The sequence below is a fragment of the Nocardiopsis changdeensis genome (assembly GCF_018316655.1).
Taxonomy (GTDB): domain Bacteria; phylum Actinomycetota; class Actinomycetes; order Streptosporangiales; family Streptosporangiaceae; genus Nocardiopsis; species Nocardiopsis changdeensis.
In genome coordinates this window covers 6,046,796-6,067,039 of record NZ_CP074133.1, presented here as the reverse complement: position 1 = coordinate 6,067,039, position 20,244 = coordinate 6,046,796, and the positions used below count along the sequence as shown (strand labels likewise).

The 20,244-nt window shown below is 75.4% G+C and carries 14 protein-coding genes; 10 read left to right on the top strand and 4 right to left on the bottom strand.

The genetic code is table 11. The features are described from left to right. The first annotated feature begins 83 nt into the window (after positions 1 to 83). Together KGD84_RS27255 and KGD84_RS27250 are read left to right on the top strand one after the other, a co-directional pair. Positions 84 to 575, top strand: coding sequence for a YbaK/EbsC family protein (locus KGD84_RS27255; protein ID WP_220563201.1), 492 nt, complete (start codon positions 84 to 86; stop codon positions 573 to 575). 22 nt (positions 576 to 597) lie between these two features. Further along, positions 598 to 1,224, top strand: coding sequence for a maltokinase N-terminal cap-like domain-containing protein (locus tag KGD84_RS27250; RefSeq protein ID WP_220563200.1), 627 nt, complete (start codon positions 598 to 600; stop codon positions 1,222 to 1,224). A 30-nt stretch (positions 1,225 to 1,254) separates the two neighbouring features. Here KGD84_RS27250 and KGD84_RS27245 read toward each other — a convergent pair whose 3' ends face one another. Further along, positions 1,255 to 1,938, bottom strand: a complete 684-nt coding sequence (locus KGD84_RS27245) for a lysoplasmalogenase (RefSeq protein WP_220563199.1) — start codon at positions 1,936 to 1,938, stop codon at positions 1,255 to 1,257. Positions 1,939 to 2,299: 361 nt separating this feature from the next. On the opposite strand from KGD84_RS27245, the gene KGD84_RS27240 reads away from it, so the two are divergent. The 3 genes from KGD84_RS27240 to KGD84_RS27230 all read left to right on the top strand — a co-directional run bounded on the left by KGD84_RS27240 (position 2,300) and on the right by KGD84_RS27230 (position 7,435). After that, positions 2,300 to 3,250, top strand: a complete 951-nt coding sequence (locus KGD84_RS27240) for a conjugal transfer protein (protein WP_220563198.1) — start codon at positions 2,300 to 2,302, stop codon at positions 3,248 to 3,250. A gap of 72 nt (positions 3,251 to 3,322) precedes the next feature. Beyond that, entirely contained in the window at positions 3,323 to 3,631 is a 309-nt protein-coding gene (locus tag KGD84_RS27235; RefSeq protein WP_220563197.1) for a hypothetical protein, read from the top strand. A gap of 18 nt (positions 3,632 to 3,649) precedes the next feature. Continuing rightward, positions 3,650 to 7,435 (top strand): conjugal transfer protein, encoded by a 3,786-nt coding sequence (locus KGD84_RS27230; protein ID WP_220563196.1) that lies wholly within the window; start codon positions 3,650 to 3,652, stop codon positions 7,433 to 7,435. Between the two features lie 139 nt (positions 7,436 to 7,574). Here KGD84_RS27230 and KGD84_RS27225 read toward each other — a convergent pair whose 3' ends face one another. Next, on the bottom strand, positions 7,575 to 8,441 hold the full coding sequence (locus KGD84_RS27225) for a phytanoyl-CoA dioxygenase family protein (RefSeq protein ID WP_220563195.1): 867 nt from the start codon (positions 8,439 to 8,441) through the stop codon (positions 7,575 to 7,577). Between the two features lie 560 nt (positions 8,442 to 9,001). Here KGD84_RS27225 and KGD84_RS27220 point away from each other — a divergent pair. The 4 genes from KGD84_RS27220 (at position 9,002) to KGD84_RS27205 (ending at position 15,343) form a co-directional block, all read left to right on the top strand. Beyond that, positions 9,002 to 9,661 (top strand): HNH endonuclease family protein, encoded by a 660-nt coding sequence (locus KGD84_RS27220; RefSeq protein WP_220563194.1) that lies wholly within the window; start codon positions 9,002 to 9,004, stop codon positions 9,659 to 9,661. A gap of 315 nt (positions 9,662 to 9,976) precedes the next feature. Further along, positions 9,977 to 12,442: an ATP-binding protein gene (locus tag KGD84_RS27215; protein ID WP_220563193.1), complete on the top strand. Its 2,466-nt coding sequence runs from the start codon at positions 9,977 to 9,979 to the stop codon at positions 12,440 to 12,442. A 374-nt stretch (positions 12,443 to 12,816) separates the two neighbouring features. Then, positions 12,817 to 13,854, top strand: a complete 1,038-nt coding sequence (locus KGD84_RS27210; RefSeq protein ID WP_220563192.1) for a hypothetical protein — start codon at positions 12,817 to 12,819, stop codon at positions 13,852 to 13,854. A 208-nt stretch (positions 13,855 to 14,062) separates the two neighbouring features. Continuing rightward, positions 14,063 to 15,343 carry a DUF6891 domain-containing protein gene (locus tag KGD84_RS27205; RefSeq protein WP_220563191.1) on the top strand — a complete coding sequence of 427 codons (1,281 nt, stop codon included), beginning with the start codon at positions 14,063 to 14,065 and terminating at the stop codon, positions 15,341 to 15,343. 37 nt (positions 15,344 to 15,380) lie between these two features. On the opposite strand, the gene KGD84_RS27200 is transcribed toward KGD84_RS27205, so the two are convergent. Continuing rightward, positions 15,381 to 17,873, bottom strand: a complete 2,493-nt coding sequence (locus KGD84_RS27200) for a serine/threonine-protein kinase (RefSeq protein WP_220563190.1) — start codon at positions 17,871 to 17,873, stop codon at positions 15,381 to 15,383. A 463-nt stretch (positions 17,874 to 18,336) separates the two neighbouring features. After that, the gene (locus KGD84_RS27195) at positions 18,337 to 19,263 is read right to left on the bottom strand and encodes a sigma-70 family RNA polymerase sigma factor (RefSeq protein WP_220563189.1); all 927 of its coding nucleotides are present in this window, start codon (positions 19,261 to 19,263) and stop codon (positions 18,337 to 18,339) included. 92 nt (positions 19,264 to 19,355) lie between these two features. Between KGD84_RS27195 and KGD84_RS27190 the strand changes: the two genes are divergently transcribed. Continuing rightward, positions 19,356 to 20,132: an SDR family oxidoreductase gene (locus KGD84_RS27190; protein WP_220563188.1), complete on the top strand. Its 777-nt coding sequence runs from the start codon at positions 19,356 to 19,358 to the stop codon at positions 20,130 to 20,132. Positions 20,133 to 20,244 lie beyond the last annotated feature (112 nt).

Sequence of the window (20,244 nt, the reverse complement as noted above, 5' to 3'; positions counted from 1 at the left end):
TCTCCTCCCGTGTCCGTATCCGGCTTGCTCCGCCACCGGCGTTCTCCTATCGTTCCATAGACAGAACGATGTCGAGGAGAGCCATGGAAGCGCACGCCGTCGAGTCCCTGCCCGCCCGCAGCCGGGAGGTGGCCCGCGCCCTCGCCGCGGCGGGCGTCCCGGGCCGGGTGCGCGAGCTGTCCGAGTCCGCGCGCACCGCGGCCGAGGCCGCCGCCGCGCTGGGCTGCGAGGTCGGCGCCATCGCCAACAGCCTGGTGTTCGTCTCCGACGGCGCGCCGGTCCTGGTCATGACCAGCGGCCGCCACCGTGTGGACACCGCCGCCCTGGCGGCCCGCTGGGGCCGCGGCGAACTCCGCCGCGCCACGCCCGACCAGGTGCGCGAGGCCACCGGGCAGGCGATCGGGGGCGTGGCCCCGGTCGGCCACCCCGCGCCGCTGCCCACCGTGGTCGACGAGGCCCTGACCGACTACGAGCGGATCTGGGCGGCGGGCGGCACCCCGCATACCGTCTTCCCCACCACGGCCTCCGAGCTCGTCCGCCTCACCGGCGGTACGCTGCTGCCCGTCACCGCCTGACCCGCCGCCGAAGGGACGCCCCGTGGCCGTCGTCCACCGCACCACCCTGACCCCCACCAAGCTCGAACTCCTCCAGGCGTGGCTGCCCGCGCAGCCGTGGTACGCGGGGGAGCGGCCCGACCCGGCCAAGGCCGGGGGGTTCCGGCTCGACGACCCGCAGGGGGAGGTCGGCATCGAGTTCATGGTGGTCACCGACGGCGGGGCGGCCTACCACGTGCCCCTCACCTACCGCGGGGCGCCGCTGGAGGGGGCGCGGGACGCGCTCCTCGGCACGGCCGAGCACGGCGTCCTGGGGAAGCGGTGGGTGTACGACGGGACCCGCGACCCGGTCCTGGTCGCGCAGCTGCTCGCCCTGCTCGCCGGGACGGCCGAGCCGCAGCAGCAGAGCGTGAGCGACACCCCGGACCCGTCCGTGCTCACCGGCCCCGCGGCCCTCGGCGCGGGCGCCGGGGTCGCCTCGTTCTCCACCGCCCACGGCCCGGGCGGCACCGTGATCGACCTGGAGACCACCGCCGGCGACCGGCTCGCCCTGCGCGTCGCGCGCGCCCTCGCCCCGGCCCCGTCGCCGGACGGCACGGGCCACGTCTCCGCCACCTGGCGCACCCCGGACGGCGCCGAGCACCGCGCCCCCTTCGTCACCGTCGTCTGACGGCCCCGGTCGGGACGGCCGGTCCGCGCCTCAGGCGGGGACCTCCTCGGCGGGCTCGCGGTCGCGGGCCAGGACCCCGAGCACGATGAGGGCCTGCGCCGCCGCGTACGTCAGCATCACCCAGACCCCGCTGAGCGGCAGGTCGAACCCGGGGCTGAACGCCCGCAGCGCGATCAGCCCGTCCGACAGCAGGAACAGCGCCCCGCCGATCGCCGTCCACCGGTGCACTCCCACCGACAGCACCGCCGTCGTCCCCAGCAGCAGCCCGTACACCAGCACCGGCACCAGCAGCGCCCCGGCCCCGGGCGCGCACAGCACGACCAGCCCCGCCACCACCACCCCGTAGGGCACCAGCAGCGTCCGGTTGGTGCCCAGCGGGCTCCGAGCCCACCAGGGCGCGAACGCGGCGACGTACACCACCTGGGCGATCAGGAAGAAGCCCACCATCACCAGGAACGCCGCGTCCCCGGACGCCAGCGCCGGGGCGGTGTCGCCCAGCCAGGAGAAGAACAGCGCGACCAGGACCAGGCGGACCGGCCGCCCGTGCGGGCGCGGGGCCGCGGTCCAGACGAAGGCCGCGAGCAGCGGCATGAGCAGCGCCTGGGTGGGGCGCGACCAGGTTTCGGCGCCGAGGGCCTGCACGGCCAGGTGCGCCGCCGTCACCAGGGCGAACAGGGAGAACAGGACGCGGGGGAGGGTCTCGCGGGGGATCATCGGGTCATCATAGACACCCCCGTCCGGCGGCCCCCAGGGGAGACCCCGGTCACAATCCGGCGGCCGTTCTCTGTCCCCGGGGACACATGTTGCTCGCCAACAGGTGACTAATCCATTTTCGGGCCGACCATAAAGCGCGGACGGGGGACAACCGTCAGATGAGTTCGTCTGCTTATTGCCGTATTGTTCCGTCTTTGGGAACTTCGACTGTTGCGTGCAATGCGCGGTTGACGGGGAAACGCGGAGCGCCCATGCCCTCGCCCAACCCGCACAATGCCTCACTATAGGGATGGGGTAGACAAGGGCGTGGCGGATACGCCGTCCGAACGGGCGGCGCGGAACTGTGTGCAGGAGGTCGGGGATGGCGAACGCACCACGGCGCGGTGCCGCCGTGCGCGAACGGCACGACGACGCGGACCACGAGGCCCCGCCCCCCCGGCGGCGCCCCCGCCCCGGCGCCGGCGGCCGCTGGTGGGTCGGCGTGGGCCGCGCCGTCCTGTGGGCGTTCCTCATCGTCGTCATCTTCAACGGCATCTGGTTCCCCCTGCGCGGCGGCCTCGCGCTCCCCGCCCCCGACCCCGAACCCGAGCAGGCCCAGGCCCCCGCCTTCCCCGAGACCTCGGCCGCGGACTTCGCGCTCCGCTTCGCCGACGCCTACCTCACCACCGACGACATCGAGGCACGCCGCACCGCCCTGGCCGCGTTCGTCCCCGAGGGCGAGGCCGAGGGGCTCGACGTCCCCGCGGGCTCGCTCGCCGGCGAGAACCTCGCCGTCACCGCCGTCGACGTCAAGGACGACAACAACGCCCTCGTGGTCGTCCGCGCCGACGTCAACGGCGAGCCCGTGAGCCTGGAGGTCCCCGTCTACTCGGACGGCGACTCCCTCGTGGTCTCCGGCCGCCCCGCCCTGCTGGCCGCGCCCGCCCGCGCCTCCCTGCCCGAGCAGGCCGCCTTCGACACCGACCCGGCCGCCGCCGAGCAGCTGGAAGAGGTGCTGACCGGGTTCTTCGGCGCCTACGCGCAGGAGCCGGGCCACCTGGAGCGCTACGTCGAACCCGGCGTCACGATCGCCCCACTTCCGGCGAACACCCTGGAATTCTCCGAACTGTCCGATATCACGGTGCCATCCCGGAGCGAGAGCGGGGATGATGACGTACGAGAGGTGGCCGTCACCGTGCACTGGACCGCTCCCGCCCCCGAGGGGGAGGCGGCGGGCACCTTGAGGCAGAGCTATCTGGTCACCGTCGTGGACTCCGGCAACGAGTGGCACGTGCGTGACATCCAGGGAGCCCCCCACTCGTTCGGCGAGTGACGGGGCACGTAGGCAAGGAGACGAGAAGGACCATGAGCACAGCAGAAACGACACCGGGAGGCGGCGCCTGACATGCTCCCCCTGTTGTCCACCGCGGCCGAGACCGTGACCGTGCTCGGCGGGGCCGACCCCCTCGTCCTGGCCGACTCGCAGGCCCCCGACACCGGCGGCCTCGCGGAGTTCCTGCGCGGCTTCTTCGGACCCCTGTTCCTGGTCATCGTGTCCATCGTCGCGATCTTCTTCCTGTTCACCAGGGAGATCACGCGGTTCGCTCAGTTCATCATCCTGGCGATCTTCATCGGGATCGTCTTCTACGTCCCCGGCATCATCGAGGTCATCGCGGTGGCGCTCGCGCGAGCGATGGGCGTTTCGACGGAATAGGCGAGGGAGGCCGGGAACGTGGATCTGCCCACGTACACCAACATCTGGCGTATCGAGAAGCGGCTCTACAAGCTCTACGATTTCCGGCTGCCCATGCCGCTCCCGGTGGGCACCTTCGGTGTCGCCGTGGGCGTGTTCCTGGTCTGGGTGATCCTGCTCGGGATCCTCAACGCCCCGTTCGTGTTCGGCAACGGGTGGCACCTGGTGCTGTGGGTGGTGCCGCCCGGGGTGATCACGGTGCTGGTCACCAGACCGGTGATCGAGGGCAAGCGCCTCACCGAACTGCTGCTGTCGCAGGCCCGCTACCTCGCCGAGGCGCGGGCGTACACCCGGCTGGCCCCGGAGTACGAGCCCGCCGAGGTGCGCGTCGCGGTGCGCGTGTGGCACCGCGACCCGGCGGCGGGCCCGCTGCCGCTGCCGCGCCGCCGGGCCGAACGCGAGGCCGAGCCGGTCGAGGCGGCGGAGGCGCCCGTGGCCGTCGAGGCCGAGCAGGTGCGGCCCGCGCCGGAGCAGGCGCCGCCGCTGCGCCGCGTCCGCGAGGCGGGCCCGGTCCGCGCTCCGGAGCCCGTCGCGGTCGAGCCGGTCGCGGTCGAGCAGCCGGTCGCGGTCGAGCCTGTCGCGGTCGAGCAGCCGGTCGCGCCCGAACCCGTCGCGCCCGAGCCCGCCCGGGAACCGGTCCTGGCCGAAGCGCCGTCCGCGCCCGCCGACGAGGCGGAGCGGCCGGAGCCCGCGCGGTCCGCGGTCGCCACGGTGACCGCCGTGGAGCGCCCGGCGGACACCGGCGGCACCGGGGACGGGGACCGGGAGGAAAAGAAGGGGGCGGAGGCCCCCGAGGGCCCGGGCGTGGGCGTCCGGGTGCTCAACTACTTCGGTTTCGCCCTGGACCGCGCCCCGGCGCAGGCCCCGGCCGACACCGGCGGGAACGACTTCGAGGAGGGGTTCGCCGAACCCGTCTACGACACCGCGGGCCAGGAGGAGCGCGACAGCGACGAGTGGTTCTCGCGCCTGCGCGCCTCCTCGGGGCACACGCCGGTGAACCTCAGCTCCAAGAGCGCCTACTCCGTGGGGGACACCTCCGCGCTCAGCCGCGAGGAGGTCGCCGGAGCCGTCGGGGACGAGGAGGAGGACGACGAGTCCCCGGCCGCCCGCCGCCTGCGCGGCCGCACCCAGGGGATCCGGGTGGCCCGCGAGCTGGAGGAGCGCCGCGCCACCGGGGTGCCCGCCGAAGAGGAGGCGTCGGCGCCGGAGCCGGTCCGGCCCCGCCGCCGGGGGCGGCCGCACGCCGCCCCGTGGGAGCTGGGCGAGACCGCGCGGGAGGAGCGGGCGGAGGAGGAGGCGCCGGGCTACGACGTGTCCGACTACGCCGCCCGCTACGCCGCCGCCACGGGCCGTCCGGCCGCCAAGCCCACGTCCGCCCCCTGGCTCCCGCAGCCGGCCGAGGACGAGGCGGACCCGGTGCGCACGGCCGAGGGCTCCCTCGCCTCCGAGGCGCCCGCCGGCGCGGACGTGCGGCCTGTGGGTCCGACGCGTGCCGACGCGGTCGCCCCGGTCCGTCCCACGGACACCGCTCGTTCCGCCGACGCCGATGTCGAAGCGGACACGGACGCTGTCGCGCGGCCGGTGGCCCCGGCCGCCGCCGCACCCGCTTCCGAGACGGAGGTCCGCCCCGGGAATCCCCAGGGCGCGCCCGCCGCTGAGGCGGATGCGCGTCCGGTGGGTCCGACGCGTGCCGATGCGGTCGCTCCCGCCCGCCCCACCCGTCCCTCGGGCACCGCCCGCCCCACCCGTCCCACGGTCGAGGCCGGTACCGCCGCTGAGGCGGACGTGCGCCCGGTGGGTCCGACGCGGGCCGACGCGGTCGCTCCCGCCCGTTCCACGGGCACCGCCCGCCCCACGGCCGAGACCGGCACCGCCGCCGACACGGATGCGCGGCTGGCGGCCCCGGCGGCCTCCGTGCCTGCCTCCGACACGGAAGCACGCCCCGGGGCTCCCGAGGACGGTCCCGCCGCCGACGGCCGGGAGGCCGCGGACGCGGCGCCCGCAGCGGGCGCTCGGGGCGGCCCCACAGGCACGAAGCCCCCGCTGGAGCTGGACCACGGCACCGGCGAGCAGGAGTCCATCCCGGTGCGCCCGCAGGAGGCCGAGGACCGCGGACCCGAGTGGAACGAGCACATGAACGTGCTCGACCGCCACCTCAGCACCGCCGACACCCCCGCCCCGCCGCGCCCCAAGTTCGCCGACGTCGTCCCCGGGCACACGCGCGGGGCCAAGGACCCCTCCGAGTGGTTCGACGACGGCAAGAAGCGCCACCCCGACCAGCCGCGGATCGGCGACAAGGACAACCCCGTCATCCCCGCCGGGGAGCTGCGCGAGGGCGAGGCGGCCCCCGCGGCCAAACCGCCCACCCAGCTCGACCACGGCACCGGCGAGCTGGCCGGGTTCGCCGAGGTCCGCGAGGCCCCCGAGCGCCGCCGCACCGCCGCCGACCTCGAAGCGGCCGAGGCCGCCGCTCTGGCCCGCCGCCGCACCCCGGCCCCCGGGCCCGCGGCCGCCGACGACGACGAGCGCCCGGCCCCGGTCAAGTGGAGCATGCGCGCCTCCGGCTCCGCGGAGCCGGACACCGCCGCGGAGTCCGCCGACCCGGCCGCCCCCACCACCCGGGAACCCCGGGAGGCGGAGCAGGAGCCGGGCCACGACCCGCACGACGGCATGTTCCACCGGGTCGCCCAGAACGCCCGCCGGATCGGCCGCCTCTTCGGCCAGCCCGCCCCCGGCGAGGAGCCCGAGCCGCCCCGGCGCGAGCCCCGCCCCGACCTCGAACTCGACCACGGCACCGGCGAACAGGAGAGCCTGGGCGACACCCCGCACGGTTCGCCCACCGCCGGCGACGCCACCCCGGCCGGCGCCTCCGCCGTCCGCACCGAGGCCCCCGCGCCCGCACCGGCCGCCTCCTCCGACGACTCCGGCGGCACCCGCGGCTGGCGGCGCCTGGCCAAGGTCGTCACCGGCGGCGCCGCCCCGGTGCGCTCCGAGCTGTCCCCGGAGGACGTCGAGCGCCTGCGAACCCCCCTGGCGGGCCCCCGCAGCCTGGTCGTCCTGGGCTGCACCGGCGGCGCGGGCCAGACCGTCACCACGCTGATGATCGGCCACACCCTGGCGGGCTACCGGGACGAGCGCATCGTCGCGGTCGACGTCAACCCCGGCCCCAACGGCCTCTCCCGCCGCATCGGCGCGCAGGCGCCCGAGACCCTCACCGCCCTGCTGGCCAACGCCGACGGCATCGGCGACCAGGAGGCGATGAGCGCCTACACCGGCCGCACCCAGACCGGCCTGGAGGTCGTCCAGACCCTCGACGACCCCTACGTCCAGACCCTCGACGACCGCGACTACGCCCAGCTCACCGGGCTGCTCGGCCGCTTCTACGCGGTGACCGTGCTGGACCCGGCGGCCACCGGCGTCGCCCGCGCCCTGCCCGCCGCCGACGGCCTGGTCCTGGTGACCCCGGCCAACGCCGACGCCGAGCGCGCGGTCTCCATGACCTTCGACTGGCTCGACGGCAATGGCCACGGCGCCCTGCGCGCCAGGTCCGTCCTGGTGGTCAACGGGGTCAGCAAGCGCAGCCTGCCGGACGTGGACGCCGCCGAGCGGGTGGCCCGCGGCCGCTGCCGGGCGATCGTCCGCATCCCGTGGGACGACCACCTGGGGTCCTCCTACACGCGCATCGACGTCGGCGCCCTGCGGGCCAGCACCAAGCGCGCCCACGGCGCCCTGGCGGGCGTCATCGTCGACAAGCTCCTCACCTGAGCCCGACCGCCTCGCGTCGAGCTCGCCCCGGCCGCCCCGCGCCCCGTCCGGTCCCCGGGCGGGGCGCCCGCGTGTCCGGACCGGTCCGCGCACGGCGGTGCCCCGCCCCCCGTTCCCGGGTGGCGGGGCACCGGCGCGTTCACCTCCCGGCGGGGGTGAAGTCGCGCGAGGCCAGGAACCCCGGCCTGGGGTCCTCGCCCCCGAACGGCTTCTCGCAGGCGTTCTCCACGCTGTTGTAGACGACGAACACGCTCGACCGAGCCCACGGCGTGATGTTCGCCCCGGCCGCGTACATGCAGTTGGCGTCCAGCGCCGTCACGTCCCCGGGCGTCGCCTGGAGGGCGTCGATGCCGTGTCGGTCGGCCAGGATCGTCAGCGTCGCCCGGTCGGGGGTCCCGGCGCGGCCGCCGTCGCCCTCCTCCAGGCAGGAGACGTAGGTGCGGTGAGAGCCGGGCATCACCAGCGGCGCGCCGTTGTGCGGGTGGTGGTCGGTCAGCGCCACGGAGAAGCCGACGGCGCGCATGCGCGGCATGCCGTCCTCGGCGTGCCAGGTCTCGAAGTCCGAGCGCCAGTACAGGGGGCCGCCGCCGAACCCGGGGCGGTGGTCGAGCCGGCTCTGGTGCACGTACACCTCCGAGCCGAGGATCTGGCGGGCGGGCTCCAGCAGTCGGGGGTCGTTCACCAGGGCCTCGAACGCCTCGCTCACCCGGTGCACCTCGAACACGGAGCGGACGCCCCCGTCGGAGGGGTCCACGACCGCGCGCTCGTCGTCGCGCAGCCCGGGGTCGCCGACGAGCCGGTCGGCCTCGTCCAGGTGCCCGGCGACCTCGTCCTCGCCCAGCAGCGACGCGAACCGGGTGTACCCGCGGCGGTCGTGCTCCTGGAGGCGCTCGTCGGTGAGGGGCCCGTCCTCGGCGGTGCCCCAGACGGTGGGGTCCCTCCGGTAGAGGAGCGCGGCCTCGGTGCCCTTGCGGGTGGGGTAGTCGTCCAGTGTCGGGAGATCCATCTGCAACGTCATGGCCGAACCCCTGTGCGGGGTGATCCTTTCGGTGTCGCTTCGGTGTCGCTGTCTCTTCGTTGGACGGGTCGTACGACATCCGAACGTAACAAACACCTCGGAGGGTGATTTCAGGCGATTTCCTCCGCCTGGTTTATCGGCTTTCGGCGGGGGTACAACGGGCCTGCTCTGGGGCGCCCGACGGAAAGGTCAAGGGCGCCTTTCGTGTTCTTGCTGTCCATTGGCGCGGCGTTCTCCCATGTGCCCCCGCCCTTCGCGCGCCGGCCGCGACACCGTGTGCTCCATGCGGTGACACCGCGTTCATCGCCGCAGGTGTGGGAGGGGCGGTGCATTCGCCCAAACCCCGGTCCGGCCATGCGCTTTTTTTAAGTGATCCACTTCACATGGATATGGTGCGGAGCCTGGTGCAAAAGCACCGGCCCGGAACCCGGGGCCGTAACACCGGATTCTCCGGGAATTCCCGTACGGGGGTCTGGTGCGAAAGCCCCGGCCGCCGCACAGTGGTGGAGGTCCTTCCCTCGAACCCGCTCAAGAGGAGAGAACAGAATATGACCCCCACCCCCCGCGGGCTGCGCGCCGCCCTGGCGACGGTCTTCGCGCTGGCCCTCGCCGTCGTCGTCGGCTGGGCCGCCCCGGCCGCCGCGGCCCACAGCCTCCCCCCGGGCATCCCCTCCACCTCCACCGCCCAGTCGCAGCTCAACTCCCTGACCGTCGCCGCCAAGGGGCCCCAGACCGGCTACGACCGCTCCCTGTTCCCGCACTGGGCCGTGGTCGACAGCCCCTGCACCGCCCGCCAGCACGTCCTGGTCCGCGACGGGCACAACGTGGTCACCGACTCCGACTGCCAGCCCACCTCCGGCAGCTGGTACAGCTTCTACGACGCCGTGACCTGGACCGGAGCCGTCTCCCAGATCAGCGTCGACCACATGGTCCCGCTCAGCGAGGCGTGGAAGACCGGGGCCGCCTCCTGGACCACCAGTGAGCGCCGCGCCTTCGCCAACGACGTGAACTCGCCGCAGCTGTGGGCGGTCACCGCGTCCATCAACAGCTCCAAGGGCGACAAGGACCCCTCCCAGTGGATGCCGCCCAACACGGCCGTCCACTGCGACTACGTCAAGGCGTGGGTCAACGTGAAGTACCGCTACGACCTCACCGTCACCTCCAGCGAGAGGTCCTCCATCCAGAGCACCATCAACAACCGCTGCTGATCCGCCCCGGTCCGCGGCCCGCCCCCACCTTCCGGGGCGGGCCGTCGCGCGTCCACGGCCCGGCCGTCAGGGGTCGGCGCCGGGCCCGCCGCCCGGCCGCCGCCCGGCCGTCGGCCCGGTCCCGCCGGCCCCGCGCGACGCGCCGCACGGGGCTCCGCCTTTCGGGGCGGGGCGCCGCGGTTTCCGGCTCGCCGTAAAGCGTTCCGCTTCTACCGCCGGGTACCCATGCAGCACACTATGGGGGTGGCACAGGCACGGCCGCGCCCCCCGCCGGGCGCGGTCGCCGCGCGACGCGACCAGGAGGGGCGGCAGAAGATGACCGGCACATGGGGGACCCGCGGCTCGACCCGCCTCGCGGTCCGCTACTTCGACGACCGCGTGCTGTTCAGCGAGAGCGAGGCCTGGGCCTACTTCCGGCTGCCGACGGTCTCCTACGAGTTCACCACCCCCGAAGAGCGCCAGGCCCTGGCCACCAACATCACCATCGCCCTCGCGGCCATCCGCATGAACGACGCCGAGGTCCACCTCCGCATCGCCCACCGCACCTACCCCGCCGCCGAGTGGGCCACCCGCCTGGACGAGACCTCCGACTCCGGCCCCGGCTGGTACGACCACCTCGACGAGACCTACCGCCACGTGTGGGCCAAGGACTTCTGGACCAAGGAGGTCTACCTCGGGGTGCGGCTCGGCCTGCGCGGCTCCGGCACCGGCCTGGGCCTGTTCTCCCAGTTCCGGGGCGCCTACCAGCGGACCGAGGAGATCCTCGGCATCGTCGACGACGCCGTCGACGACAAGGAGCTCGCCCGCTGGACCGACCAGGCCGAACGCCTGGGCCGGGCGCTGGCCGCCAGCTCCCTGCACGCCCGCCACGCCACCGCCGACGAGATCGCCTGGCTCATCCGCCACTCCGTCACCGGCAGCTCCGAGGAGCCCCGCCCCTCCGCCGCCGGGCGCCGCACCTGGGGCCGCGGCGAGATCGAGGCCCTGGTGGACGGCACCCTCCACAACGGCCGCTCCATGCTCCGCCTCGAACAGCCCTCCGGCTCCACCTGGGTCGCCTTCCTGTCCTTCGCGCGCTTCCCCGACCTCATGCCGTTCCCCGACGGCGAGCCCTGGCTGCACCACGCCGACTCCCTGCCCTTCCCGGTGGAGATGTCGCTGCGGATGAAGCTCATCCCGCCGGCCAAGGCGTCCAAGGACGTCGGCCGCAAGCTCGCGCACGCCCGCGACATGGACGCCCACATCCGCGAGGCCGGGGTGGAGGCCCCCATCGCCCTGGCCGAGCAGATCGACGCCGCCCGCATGCTCGAACACGGCATCACCAAGGAGCGCCTGCCGTTCGTCTACGGCTGGCACCGCCTCATGGTGTCCGCGCCCACCGAGCGCCTCCTGGTCCAGCACGTCGAGGCCGTCATCGAGCACTACCGCGACATCGGCATCGACGTCATCAACTCCACCGGCGACCAGTTCTCCCTGTTCAACGAGTCCCTGCCGGGCGACCGCATCAGGCTGAGCGCCTACGCCCAGCGCCAGCCGCTGCGCACCATCGCGGGCGGCATGCCCACCGCCACCGTCGACGTCGGGGACCGGACCGACCGCTCCGGCGACGGCTGGGTGGGGCCCTACATCGGCGAGACCATCGGCCGGGCCCGCTCCATCGTCCACTTCGACCCGCTGGTCGCCGCCGCGCGCAACCGGCCCACCGCCATCGCCATCACCGGGGAGCCCGGCGGCGGCAAGACCACGCTGGCGCTGCTGCTCATCTACCAGCTCGCCCTGCGCGGCGTCACCGTCGCCGCCATCGACCCCAAGGGCGACGCCGAGTCCCTGGTGCAGCTCCTCCAGCGCCGCGGCCGCAAGGCCCGCATCATGTCCCTGGGGTCGGCCCAGCCCGGCCTGCTGGACCCGTTCGCGTTCGGCGACGACCTGGCCGCCAAGAAGACCATGGCCACCGAGACCCTGCGCCTGCTGCTGCCCCGCATGAGCGAGGAGCGCGAGTCGGCGATGATCCAGGCCGTGGCCGCGGTCGCCAACCAGCCCCGCCCCTCCCTGGCCAAGGTCGTCGACCACCTGTCGAACGCCTCCGACGCCGCCTCCCGCAACCTCGGCGCGGTCCTGGGCTCCATGTCGGAGATGCGCCTGGCGTCCCTGTGCTTCGACCCCCAGGGCGACGCGCAGATCGACACCGAGGGGTGGACCACCGTGTTCACGCTGGGCGGGCTCACCCTGCCCGACTCGGGGCTGCGCCGCGACGACTACTCCTACGAGCAGCGGCTGTCGGTGGCCCTGCTGTACCTGGTGTCCCAGTTCGCCCGCCGCCTCATGAACGGCCTGGACCGGCACCTGCCCAAGGCGATCTTCCTGGACGAGGCGTGGGCGGTCACCTCCACCCCCGAGGGCGCCAAGCTGGTCCCGGAGGTCTCCCGGATGGGCCGCTCCCGCAACACCGCGCTCATCCTGGTGTCCCAGAACGCGGGCGACCTGCTCAACGAGCAGGTCACCAACTGCCTGTCCTCGGTGTTCACGTTCCGCTCCAGCGAACGCTACGAGGTGGAGAGCGTCATGTCGCTGCTGGGGGTGGAGCCCACCGAGGAGCACCTGGCGGTGCTGCGCAACCTCGGCAACGGCGAGTGCCTGTTCCGCGACCTGGACGGCCGGGCCGCCCGGATCTCCGTGGACCTGGTCTCGGAGGACCTGCTGCGCTGGCTGGACACCAACCCCACCCGCCGCCGCCCGGGCGCGGGGGACGAGGACCTGGTCACCACCACCCGCGAGGGCTGACGGCCCCGGCCCGGGGCCCGGGTCCCTGGGCTCCGGCCCGCCGGTGGCTGCGGGCCGTCGCCGTCCCGGGCCGACACGTCCCGCCCCGGGCGGTCCCTGGCGGTCGGCGTCCGCCCGCGGCCGGGTACGGCGCGCGGACCTCGTCCCACGGGCCCCGTCCCACGTGCCCCGCTCCGGGCCGCCGGTGGCCGGAGCGGGCCAGCGGACGCCTCCGACCTGCGCCGACGGCCCCGGCCGGGGCCGCCCGGCAAGCTCCGGGCACAGCCGTGTTCGGTGGGGGCGAAGGGTGGGCATCTCTTACCCTGTCGGGTTCCTCCCGCTGTGCCCGACCGCCGCCGCCCCCCTCGAACCGACACACTCACAAGGGACCGCCCATGAGTGAGGACGTCATCCGCCGGCCCAGACCCGTCATCGACCCCGCCCTCCCCGCCCCCCGACGGGACGAGCTGCGAAGGCGGGCCGCCGCCCCCCACCCCCTCGCGCAGTGGTCCGGCGGCGACCTCGTCACCCGCCGCGCCCGCCTGCGCGAGGCCGCGGTCCACCTGCTCGCGGTCGGGGGCACCCTCGCCCTCGCCCTGGCCACCGCGGGCTGGTACCTGGGCATGGCCGTCGTCAACATCGGCCTCGTCGCCCACGTGGCCGCCCTCGCCCTGCGCGGCGACGCCCACCCCGCCACCCGCGCCGCGAGCGTGGCGACGGGCGCGGGCGCCCTCGCCGCCATCCCGGTGTGGCTGCTCGACCTCCTGCCCGGCGACCCGGCCGCGGGCATCCCGTGGGGGCTGTTCGGCGTCCTGGTGGCCCTGGTCTCCGCCGACGCCCTCACCTCCCGTGTCCAGGAGGGCCCGTCCGACGACGCCCCGGAGGGGTCCGTCATCCTCCCGGACGACCTCAGCGAGGCCGACCACGCCGCCCTCTGCGCCGTCCAGCGCACCATCGACGTGGTCGAACGCGCCCGCGAGGCGTTCGGCGGCGGGGACTCCCTGGACACCGACCGCGCCCTGGCGGTGCTGCGCGACCAGGAGTGGCGCATCGCCGTCCTGCTCGCCCGCCAGCGCGAGCTGCGCCGCGCCCACCTGCGCCGCTGGCAGCGCGCCGACTCCCCGCGGGTGCGCGAGGCGCTGCGGCCCCAGCGCGAGCACCTGTGCGCGGTGGAGGACGCCGTGCAGGCCCGGGTGGAGCAGATCGTCGAGTACGGCCGCCTGGTGGAGCGGGCCGTGGCCGCCCACCGCGAGTGGGAGCAGTGCCAGGAGGCCGCCGACTCCACCGCCGCCTACGCCGAGCACCGCGCCGCCGCGGCGTTCCTGGGCGCCGGGGCGCCGGAGGTGTCCGATCTGGCCGCCACCGCCGAGGCGGCCCGCCGGATCCGCGACGAGCACGTGGAGCGGCTCACCGGCCACTCCCTCCTCTTCTGACCCGCTGTCCGGGGGAGCCCGGACGGCGGGTGCGGCTCGGTCGACGGATGCGGCCCGGGCGGTGCCCCGCGGCGGGGAGCGCCCGCGCGGCGGGGCCCGGGCGCCGGAGCGGGCCCGCCGCCTCCGATTTCCGTGCCCGGCCGCTTGCGGACAGCGATATCTCGGACGAACCGCACCGAGCACCCCCGGGTTCTGACACATTGGGCGCATGAGCGAACGCTGGGACGGCGAGGAACTGCTCGCCTCGGTGCGCAGGGGTGTCACGGTCCGGGCCGCCGCGGCCCGCGGCGGCTACACCGAGCTGCTGGACCGGGCCCGCCGCGACCTCGAATCCGGCCTGCCCGGACACCTGGCGCCGGACGACCCGCGGGCCCGCGCCCTAGCGGACTCCCTGCCCGAGTACGTCGACGCCGTCCTGGCCGACCACGTCCACCGCCAGCGCCGCCGCCCCTCCCGCACCGACTCCGAGCGCCTCACCCGCGCGTTCCGGTCCCTGGACGCCTCGGGGATCATCGCCCGCGAGGAGTTCCTCTGCTGCGACGGCTGCGCCCGCGCCGACCTCGACGCGCAGGCCGCCGCCACCGGCAGCCGCGGCTACGCCTACTACCACTGGCAGGACACCCTGGCCGCGGCCGACGGCGCCCCGCTGACGGTCGGGTTCGAGTCCACCCACCGGGTCCGCCGCGCCGCCGTCGGCGCGGAGGTCGCCGAGGCCCTGCGCGCCCACGGGCTCACCGCCCACTGGGACGGCGACCCGGAGCGCCGGATCGAGGTGGACATGGACTGGAGCCGCCGCCGCCACGACCGCCTGGCCGCCTTCCCCGGCCCCGCCTCCGAGGGCGAACCGCACGTGGACGCCGACTTCTCCAACCCCGGCCCGTACCGCCTCCCCGACTGGGTCACCCGCCACCGGGGCCGGGTGAGCGTCCGCGAACTCGCCCGCCTGGTGCTGCCCTGGCTGCCCCGCGGCGTGCGCGCCACGGTCGGCGCGGGCGGCCGTACGGCGGTCCTGACCCGCGACTCCGACCTCCTGCGCGTGGAGGGCGGCCCGGTCCTGGACCGCGACCGGATCGAGGACCTCCTGGCCCGCTGGGCGGTGGGCGCCGGCTGGCCGGCACCGCCCGGGCCGGACCCCCGGACCGCGGGCCCGCGCCCGCTGGACGTCACCTACGCCGACGCTGCGACCGGGGGCATGGGGTTCGTGGACTACGCCGAGCCCATGAGCGGCGCCGCCGCCCGCGACCTCGTCTACCGGCTGACGCCGGTCGACGGCACCTTCGGGGTGTTCGCGGCGCGCTCGGGCGCGGTGGTCCAGATGATGTGGCAGGAGGGGCCGAGGCTGTGGATGGAGAGCCCGTCCGCCGACGAGCGCCTGGCCAGCGGCCGCCACGTCACCCTCCCCGAGGCCGAGGAGATGGTGCGCGTCCTGGCCGACGAGGGCCGTGTCGCCCTCGCCGACCTGGGCGAGTTGCAGGTCACCCGCTGGTGAGGCCGGGCGGCGGCACCGGCCCGCGGTGCCGGCCGCGTCAGCCGAACGCCGCGCCCAGCCGGAAGTACGCCCGGGCCTTGGGCGGGATCAGCAGCAGGGCGCCGATCAGGGCGTTGAACAGCAGCAGCACCAGGTAGTACGGCAGGTCCTCGCGCGCGTAGACGACCACGCTGAACATGGTGAAGACCAGCACCACCGACACCACGGTCTGCAACAGCACCACCAGCCCGTACACCACCCGCGAGCGCAGCAGCAGGCCCACCACCGCGGCCGCCGAGAACCCGCCCCACAGGGCGAGCACGACCGGCCCGTCCCACCCGGTGAAGGCGGTCCCGGAGCCGGAGCCGCCCAGTGACAGCAGGGCCAGGACCAGCAGGTAGAGGGCGTTGAGCCCGAGCATCGCGCACGCCGCGATCACCGACGGCGAGGGCTTGGGCGCCGAGGCGCCCGCGGCGGGGGCGGGCCCCGGAAGGTCGGTGTGGCCCACCCCGCGCACGAAGCCGCGCGCCGCGGTGGTCTTGTCGATCTGGGCCCGCGGGTCCGGGGGGCCGAGGGGGCTGATGGGCGGGACCGGCACGGGCCCGTGGGGCTGGTGGCCGGGGTGCGGTCCGGTCGGCCGGGCCCCGAAACCGGTGTGACCCGCGTAGGCGGGGTCGCCGCCGGGCCCGAAGCCGGGGCCGGGCCCGGTGTTGGGGAAGGGGCCGGGCTGCGGCCGCGGGCCGCCGGGGCCGAACGGGGCGGGGTTCCCGCCGGTGCCGCCCCCCGCGGGCGCCTGCGGTCCGCCCGGAACAGGGGGACCGTCTTGCGGAGGACGGGCGGGGTACGGCGGCCGCGGGCGGCCGGGGGCATAGGGGTTCTGCGGGCCGCTCGGGACATGGGGGACGGCCCCGGCGGGGGGCGCCTGCGGCCCGGAGGCGGCGTGCGCGCTGTACGGGGTGTGCGGCGGCGCGTGGGAGGCGTGCGGACCCGAGGCCGTGTGCGGCGGGTACGCCGGAGCGTGCGGGCCCGTCGCCGCACCGGTGCCCGGCCCGCCGCCGGGGGCACCGGCGGGGGTTCCGCCCGCCGCCGCCGACCCGTTCCCCGCCGGGCCGCCCGGGCCACCGTGCCCGGTGACCCCGTTCGGCCCGGTGGCACCGCCGGGAACACCCGCCCGGCCGTGCGCACCTGCGCCACCGAAGTCACCGGTCCCGCCGGGAACGCCGACGGCCCCGTGCGTCCCCGCACCACCAGGTGCACCCACACCACGGGGCGCCTCCGCGCCGCCGGGAACATCCGCGCCGCCGTGCGCACCTGCTTCGCCAGGCCCGCCTGCACCACCGGGCGCACCCGCGCCACCGGGAACACCTGCACCACCGAAGTCAGCGGCCCCGCTAGGAACACCTGCCCAGCGGGGCGCACCCGCACCGCCAGGCCCGCCCGTACCACCGGGCACCCCCGCACCACCGAAGTCCGTGGCCCCGCTGGAAACGTCCGCCCGGCCGTGCGCACCTGCTTCACCAGGCGCCCCCGCGCCACCGAAGTCACCGGTCCCGCCAGGCCCACCCGCGCCACCCGGCCCGGCGGTTCCGCCCGTGTCCACGGCCTCCTCGCCGTTCCCGGGCCCTTCCGCGCTCCCGGATCCGGATCCGGTCGCCGCTCCAGTCCCTCCGGGAACCCCCGTCACCCGGGTGGTGCCCCCGTCGCGGACCCTTTCCTCCCTGGCCCGGTCCAGCAGCTCGACGGCCTGCGCCGCCGACGGCCGCGAGGCCACATCCCGGTTCAGCAACGCCTCGATCAGTGCCCGCAGCGGGGCCGCCGCCACCTCGTCCACCCGGCCGGGGACCACCTGGCGCGGCGGCATCGGCGCCGTCAGCACCGCGCTGATGATCCCGGTGATGCTCTCCCGCTTGAACGGCGAACGCCCCTCCAGCAGCGCGTAGAGGGTGACGCCCAGGCTCCACAGGTCGGACGCGGGCAGCGCCCGCTCGCCCTCGAACCGCTCCGGCGCCATGTACTCGGGCGAGCCGATGTACACGCCGGTCTGGGTCAGCGCGGTGCTCCCGTCGACGTTCGCGATGCCGAAGTCGGTCAGCACCGTCCGGCCGTCCTCGGTGAGCATGATGTTGGCGGGCTTGACGTCCCGGTGGGTCACCCCGGCCGCGTGCGCCGCCCTCAGCCCGCCCAGCAGCGACCGAGCGGTCTCCTCCACCCGGGCCACCGGCATGGGGCCGTCCCGGTCCAGGTGCTCCTGGAGCGAGTGCCCGCTGAGCAGCTCCATCACGATCCACGGGCTGCCGTCGTGCTCCAGCACGTCGTGGACCGTCACCACGGCGTCGTTCCTGATCCGCGCGGTGGCCTGGGCCTCCCGCAGGGTGCGCTCCCGCGCCTCGTCGTGTTCCTCGGGGCTCATGCCGTCGGGGAGGACGACCTCCTTGACGGCGACGTCGCGCTGGAGGGCGGGGTCCCAGGCGTGCCACACCGTTCCCATCCCGCCCGCGCCGAGCCGCTCGCGCAGCTCGTACCGGCCGACGGAGGAGCGGGGGGTGGACATAGGGGCGCATCCCTTCTGGGGGTCGGGGGGCGATGCGCAGGCCAATCTATCCGAGAAAGGACCCGACACCGGCGTTATCGGTGGTCACCGACACTTTCCGAAGCATTCTCACTGTGAAATCCCGCCCTCTCCCCGCACGGTGGCGACGGAGGGCGACCGGTAACGGTCATCGGTCGAACCCCCTTCGCCGCCCCGTGTCCAGGGGGTCGCCGGGTCGGCTCGAAACGGTCGTCGAACGCGGAGTCATTGCTGTTCACCGGTTATCCGTTGCCTCGGCGGGGCACGGTTCCCACACTTTTCTGCGGTGCCTTTCCCCGCCTCACGGAACCCGCCCGGACGCCCCCGGTGCTTCACGCAGGGTGACCCCGAAACGGATTCGCCTATTCCTCCTCTCGGACGGCCGCCGCCCCGCTCGCCGCCGTCCCGCCCGCTCCCGCCCCGCCCCGCCGGTCTCCGCTCGGGGCTACCCCTCTCGGATGCCGAGGGCGTGCGGGGTGAGTCCCAGGGCCTCCAGGCGGTCCGGGTCGGCCAGGACGTCGATGGCGGCGATCCGGTCGCCGACCACCGCGAACCCCATGACCGACAGCACCCGGCCGCCCGTCGCCACCACGACTCCCTCGGCGCCGTTGACCGACGCCGGGTGCACGAACGGCGCGAACCGGTGGAACGTGACCGCCTGCCCCGCCACGTCCGCCGCCCCCGTGATCCGGGTCGTGTACCGGCCGCGCACGCCGCCCTCCGAGCGCAGCACCGCGTCCGGGTGCAGCACCGACAGCAGCCCGTCGATGTCCCCCTCACGCGCCGCGGCGAAGAACGCGTCCACCACCCGGCGCCGCCGCGCGGGGTCCCCGTCCGGGACCGCGCCCCGCGTCCCCTGCTCGCGCACCCGCCGCCGCGCCCGGCTGGCCAGCTGCCGGGCGGCGTCCTCGCTGCGCTCCACCAGCGGGCCGATCTCCGTGTACGGCACGGCGAACAGGTCGTGCAGCACGAACGCCACCCGCTCCAGCGGGTTCAGTTCCTGGACCACCACCATGAGCGCCCACCCCACCGAGTCGGCGGTCAGCGCCGCCGTCTCCGGGTCGTCCCCGGCCGCAGCCGGCCCCACCACCGGGTCCGGCAGGCGCTCCGCGCCCCACGGCCCGGCCTCCAGGGGCTCCTCGCGCCGCTGTTCGCGTGAACGCAGCATGTTCAGGCACACCCGCGCCGTCACCGTGGTCGTCCACGCGCCCAGGTCGTCGACGTTCTCGATCCCGGTGCGCTCCAGCCGCAGCCAGGTCTCCTGGACGGCGTCGTCGGTCTCGCCCACCGACCCCAGGATCCGGTAGGCGACCGCCCGCAGCCGGGGCCGGTGCTCCTCGAATCGCTGCGCCGCGGAAAAAAGTTCGCGCATTCCCGTCACGTTCCCCTCTCCGCCCGGGTCACGTCAACGAACCCGGTGGTGGGCCCGAGCCCACCGCACACCGACACAGAGGAGAATCCACCATGAACGCACCCGTTCTCGTCACCGGGGGTACCGGAACGCTCGGCTCCCTGGTCGTGCCGCTGCTGCGCGGGGCCGGCCACGAGGTCCGCCTGCTCACCCGCGGCTCCCGACCCGCCCCCGAGGGCCTGGCCCACGTGCGGGCCGACCTGCGCACCGGGGAGGGGATCGACCCGGCCCTGGAGGGGGTCGGCACGGTCCTGCACCTGGCGGGCGGACCCAAGGGCGACGACGTCGCCACCCGCAACCTGGTGGCGGCCGCCGAACGCGCCGGGGTGGGCCACCTGCTGCTCATCTCGGTGGTCGCCGCCGACCGGGTCCCGCTGGGGTACTTCCGCGCGAAGCTGGGCGCGGAGCGGGCGGTACAGGAGTCGGCGGTGCCCTGGACGGTGCTGCGCGCCGCCCAGTTCCACGACCTGGCGCTGACCGCGGTGCGGGCCCTGGCGAAGGCGCCGCTGGTCCCGGTCCCCGGCCTGCGCTGGGAGTCGGTGGACGCCCGCGACGTCGCCGAACGCCTCGCCGCTCTGGCATCGGGCGGACCCGCGGGCCGGGTCGCGGACCTGGCCGGGCCGGAGGTGCTGCCGATGGCGGACCTGCTGCGCACCTACCTGGAGGCGCGGGGTGTCCGGCGCCCGACGGTGCCGCTGCGCATCCCCGGAGCGGCCGGGCGTGCGTACCGGGCGGGGGAGAACCTGGCGGGCCCGGACGCCGACCGGGGCACCCGCACCTGGGCCGCGTTCCTGGCGGAGCACCTGGGGGCGGTGTCCTCCGGCCGGTGAAGCGGGGGTGTGGCCGACAGGGGAGCGTGACCGACAAGGGGTGTGCCCGATAAGGGTTGTGGCCGGTCGGGGGTGTGGGCGTGCGGGGCCGGGGGCGGCGCGAGCGGGTTCG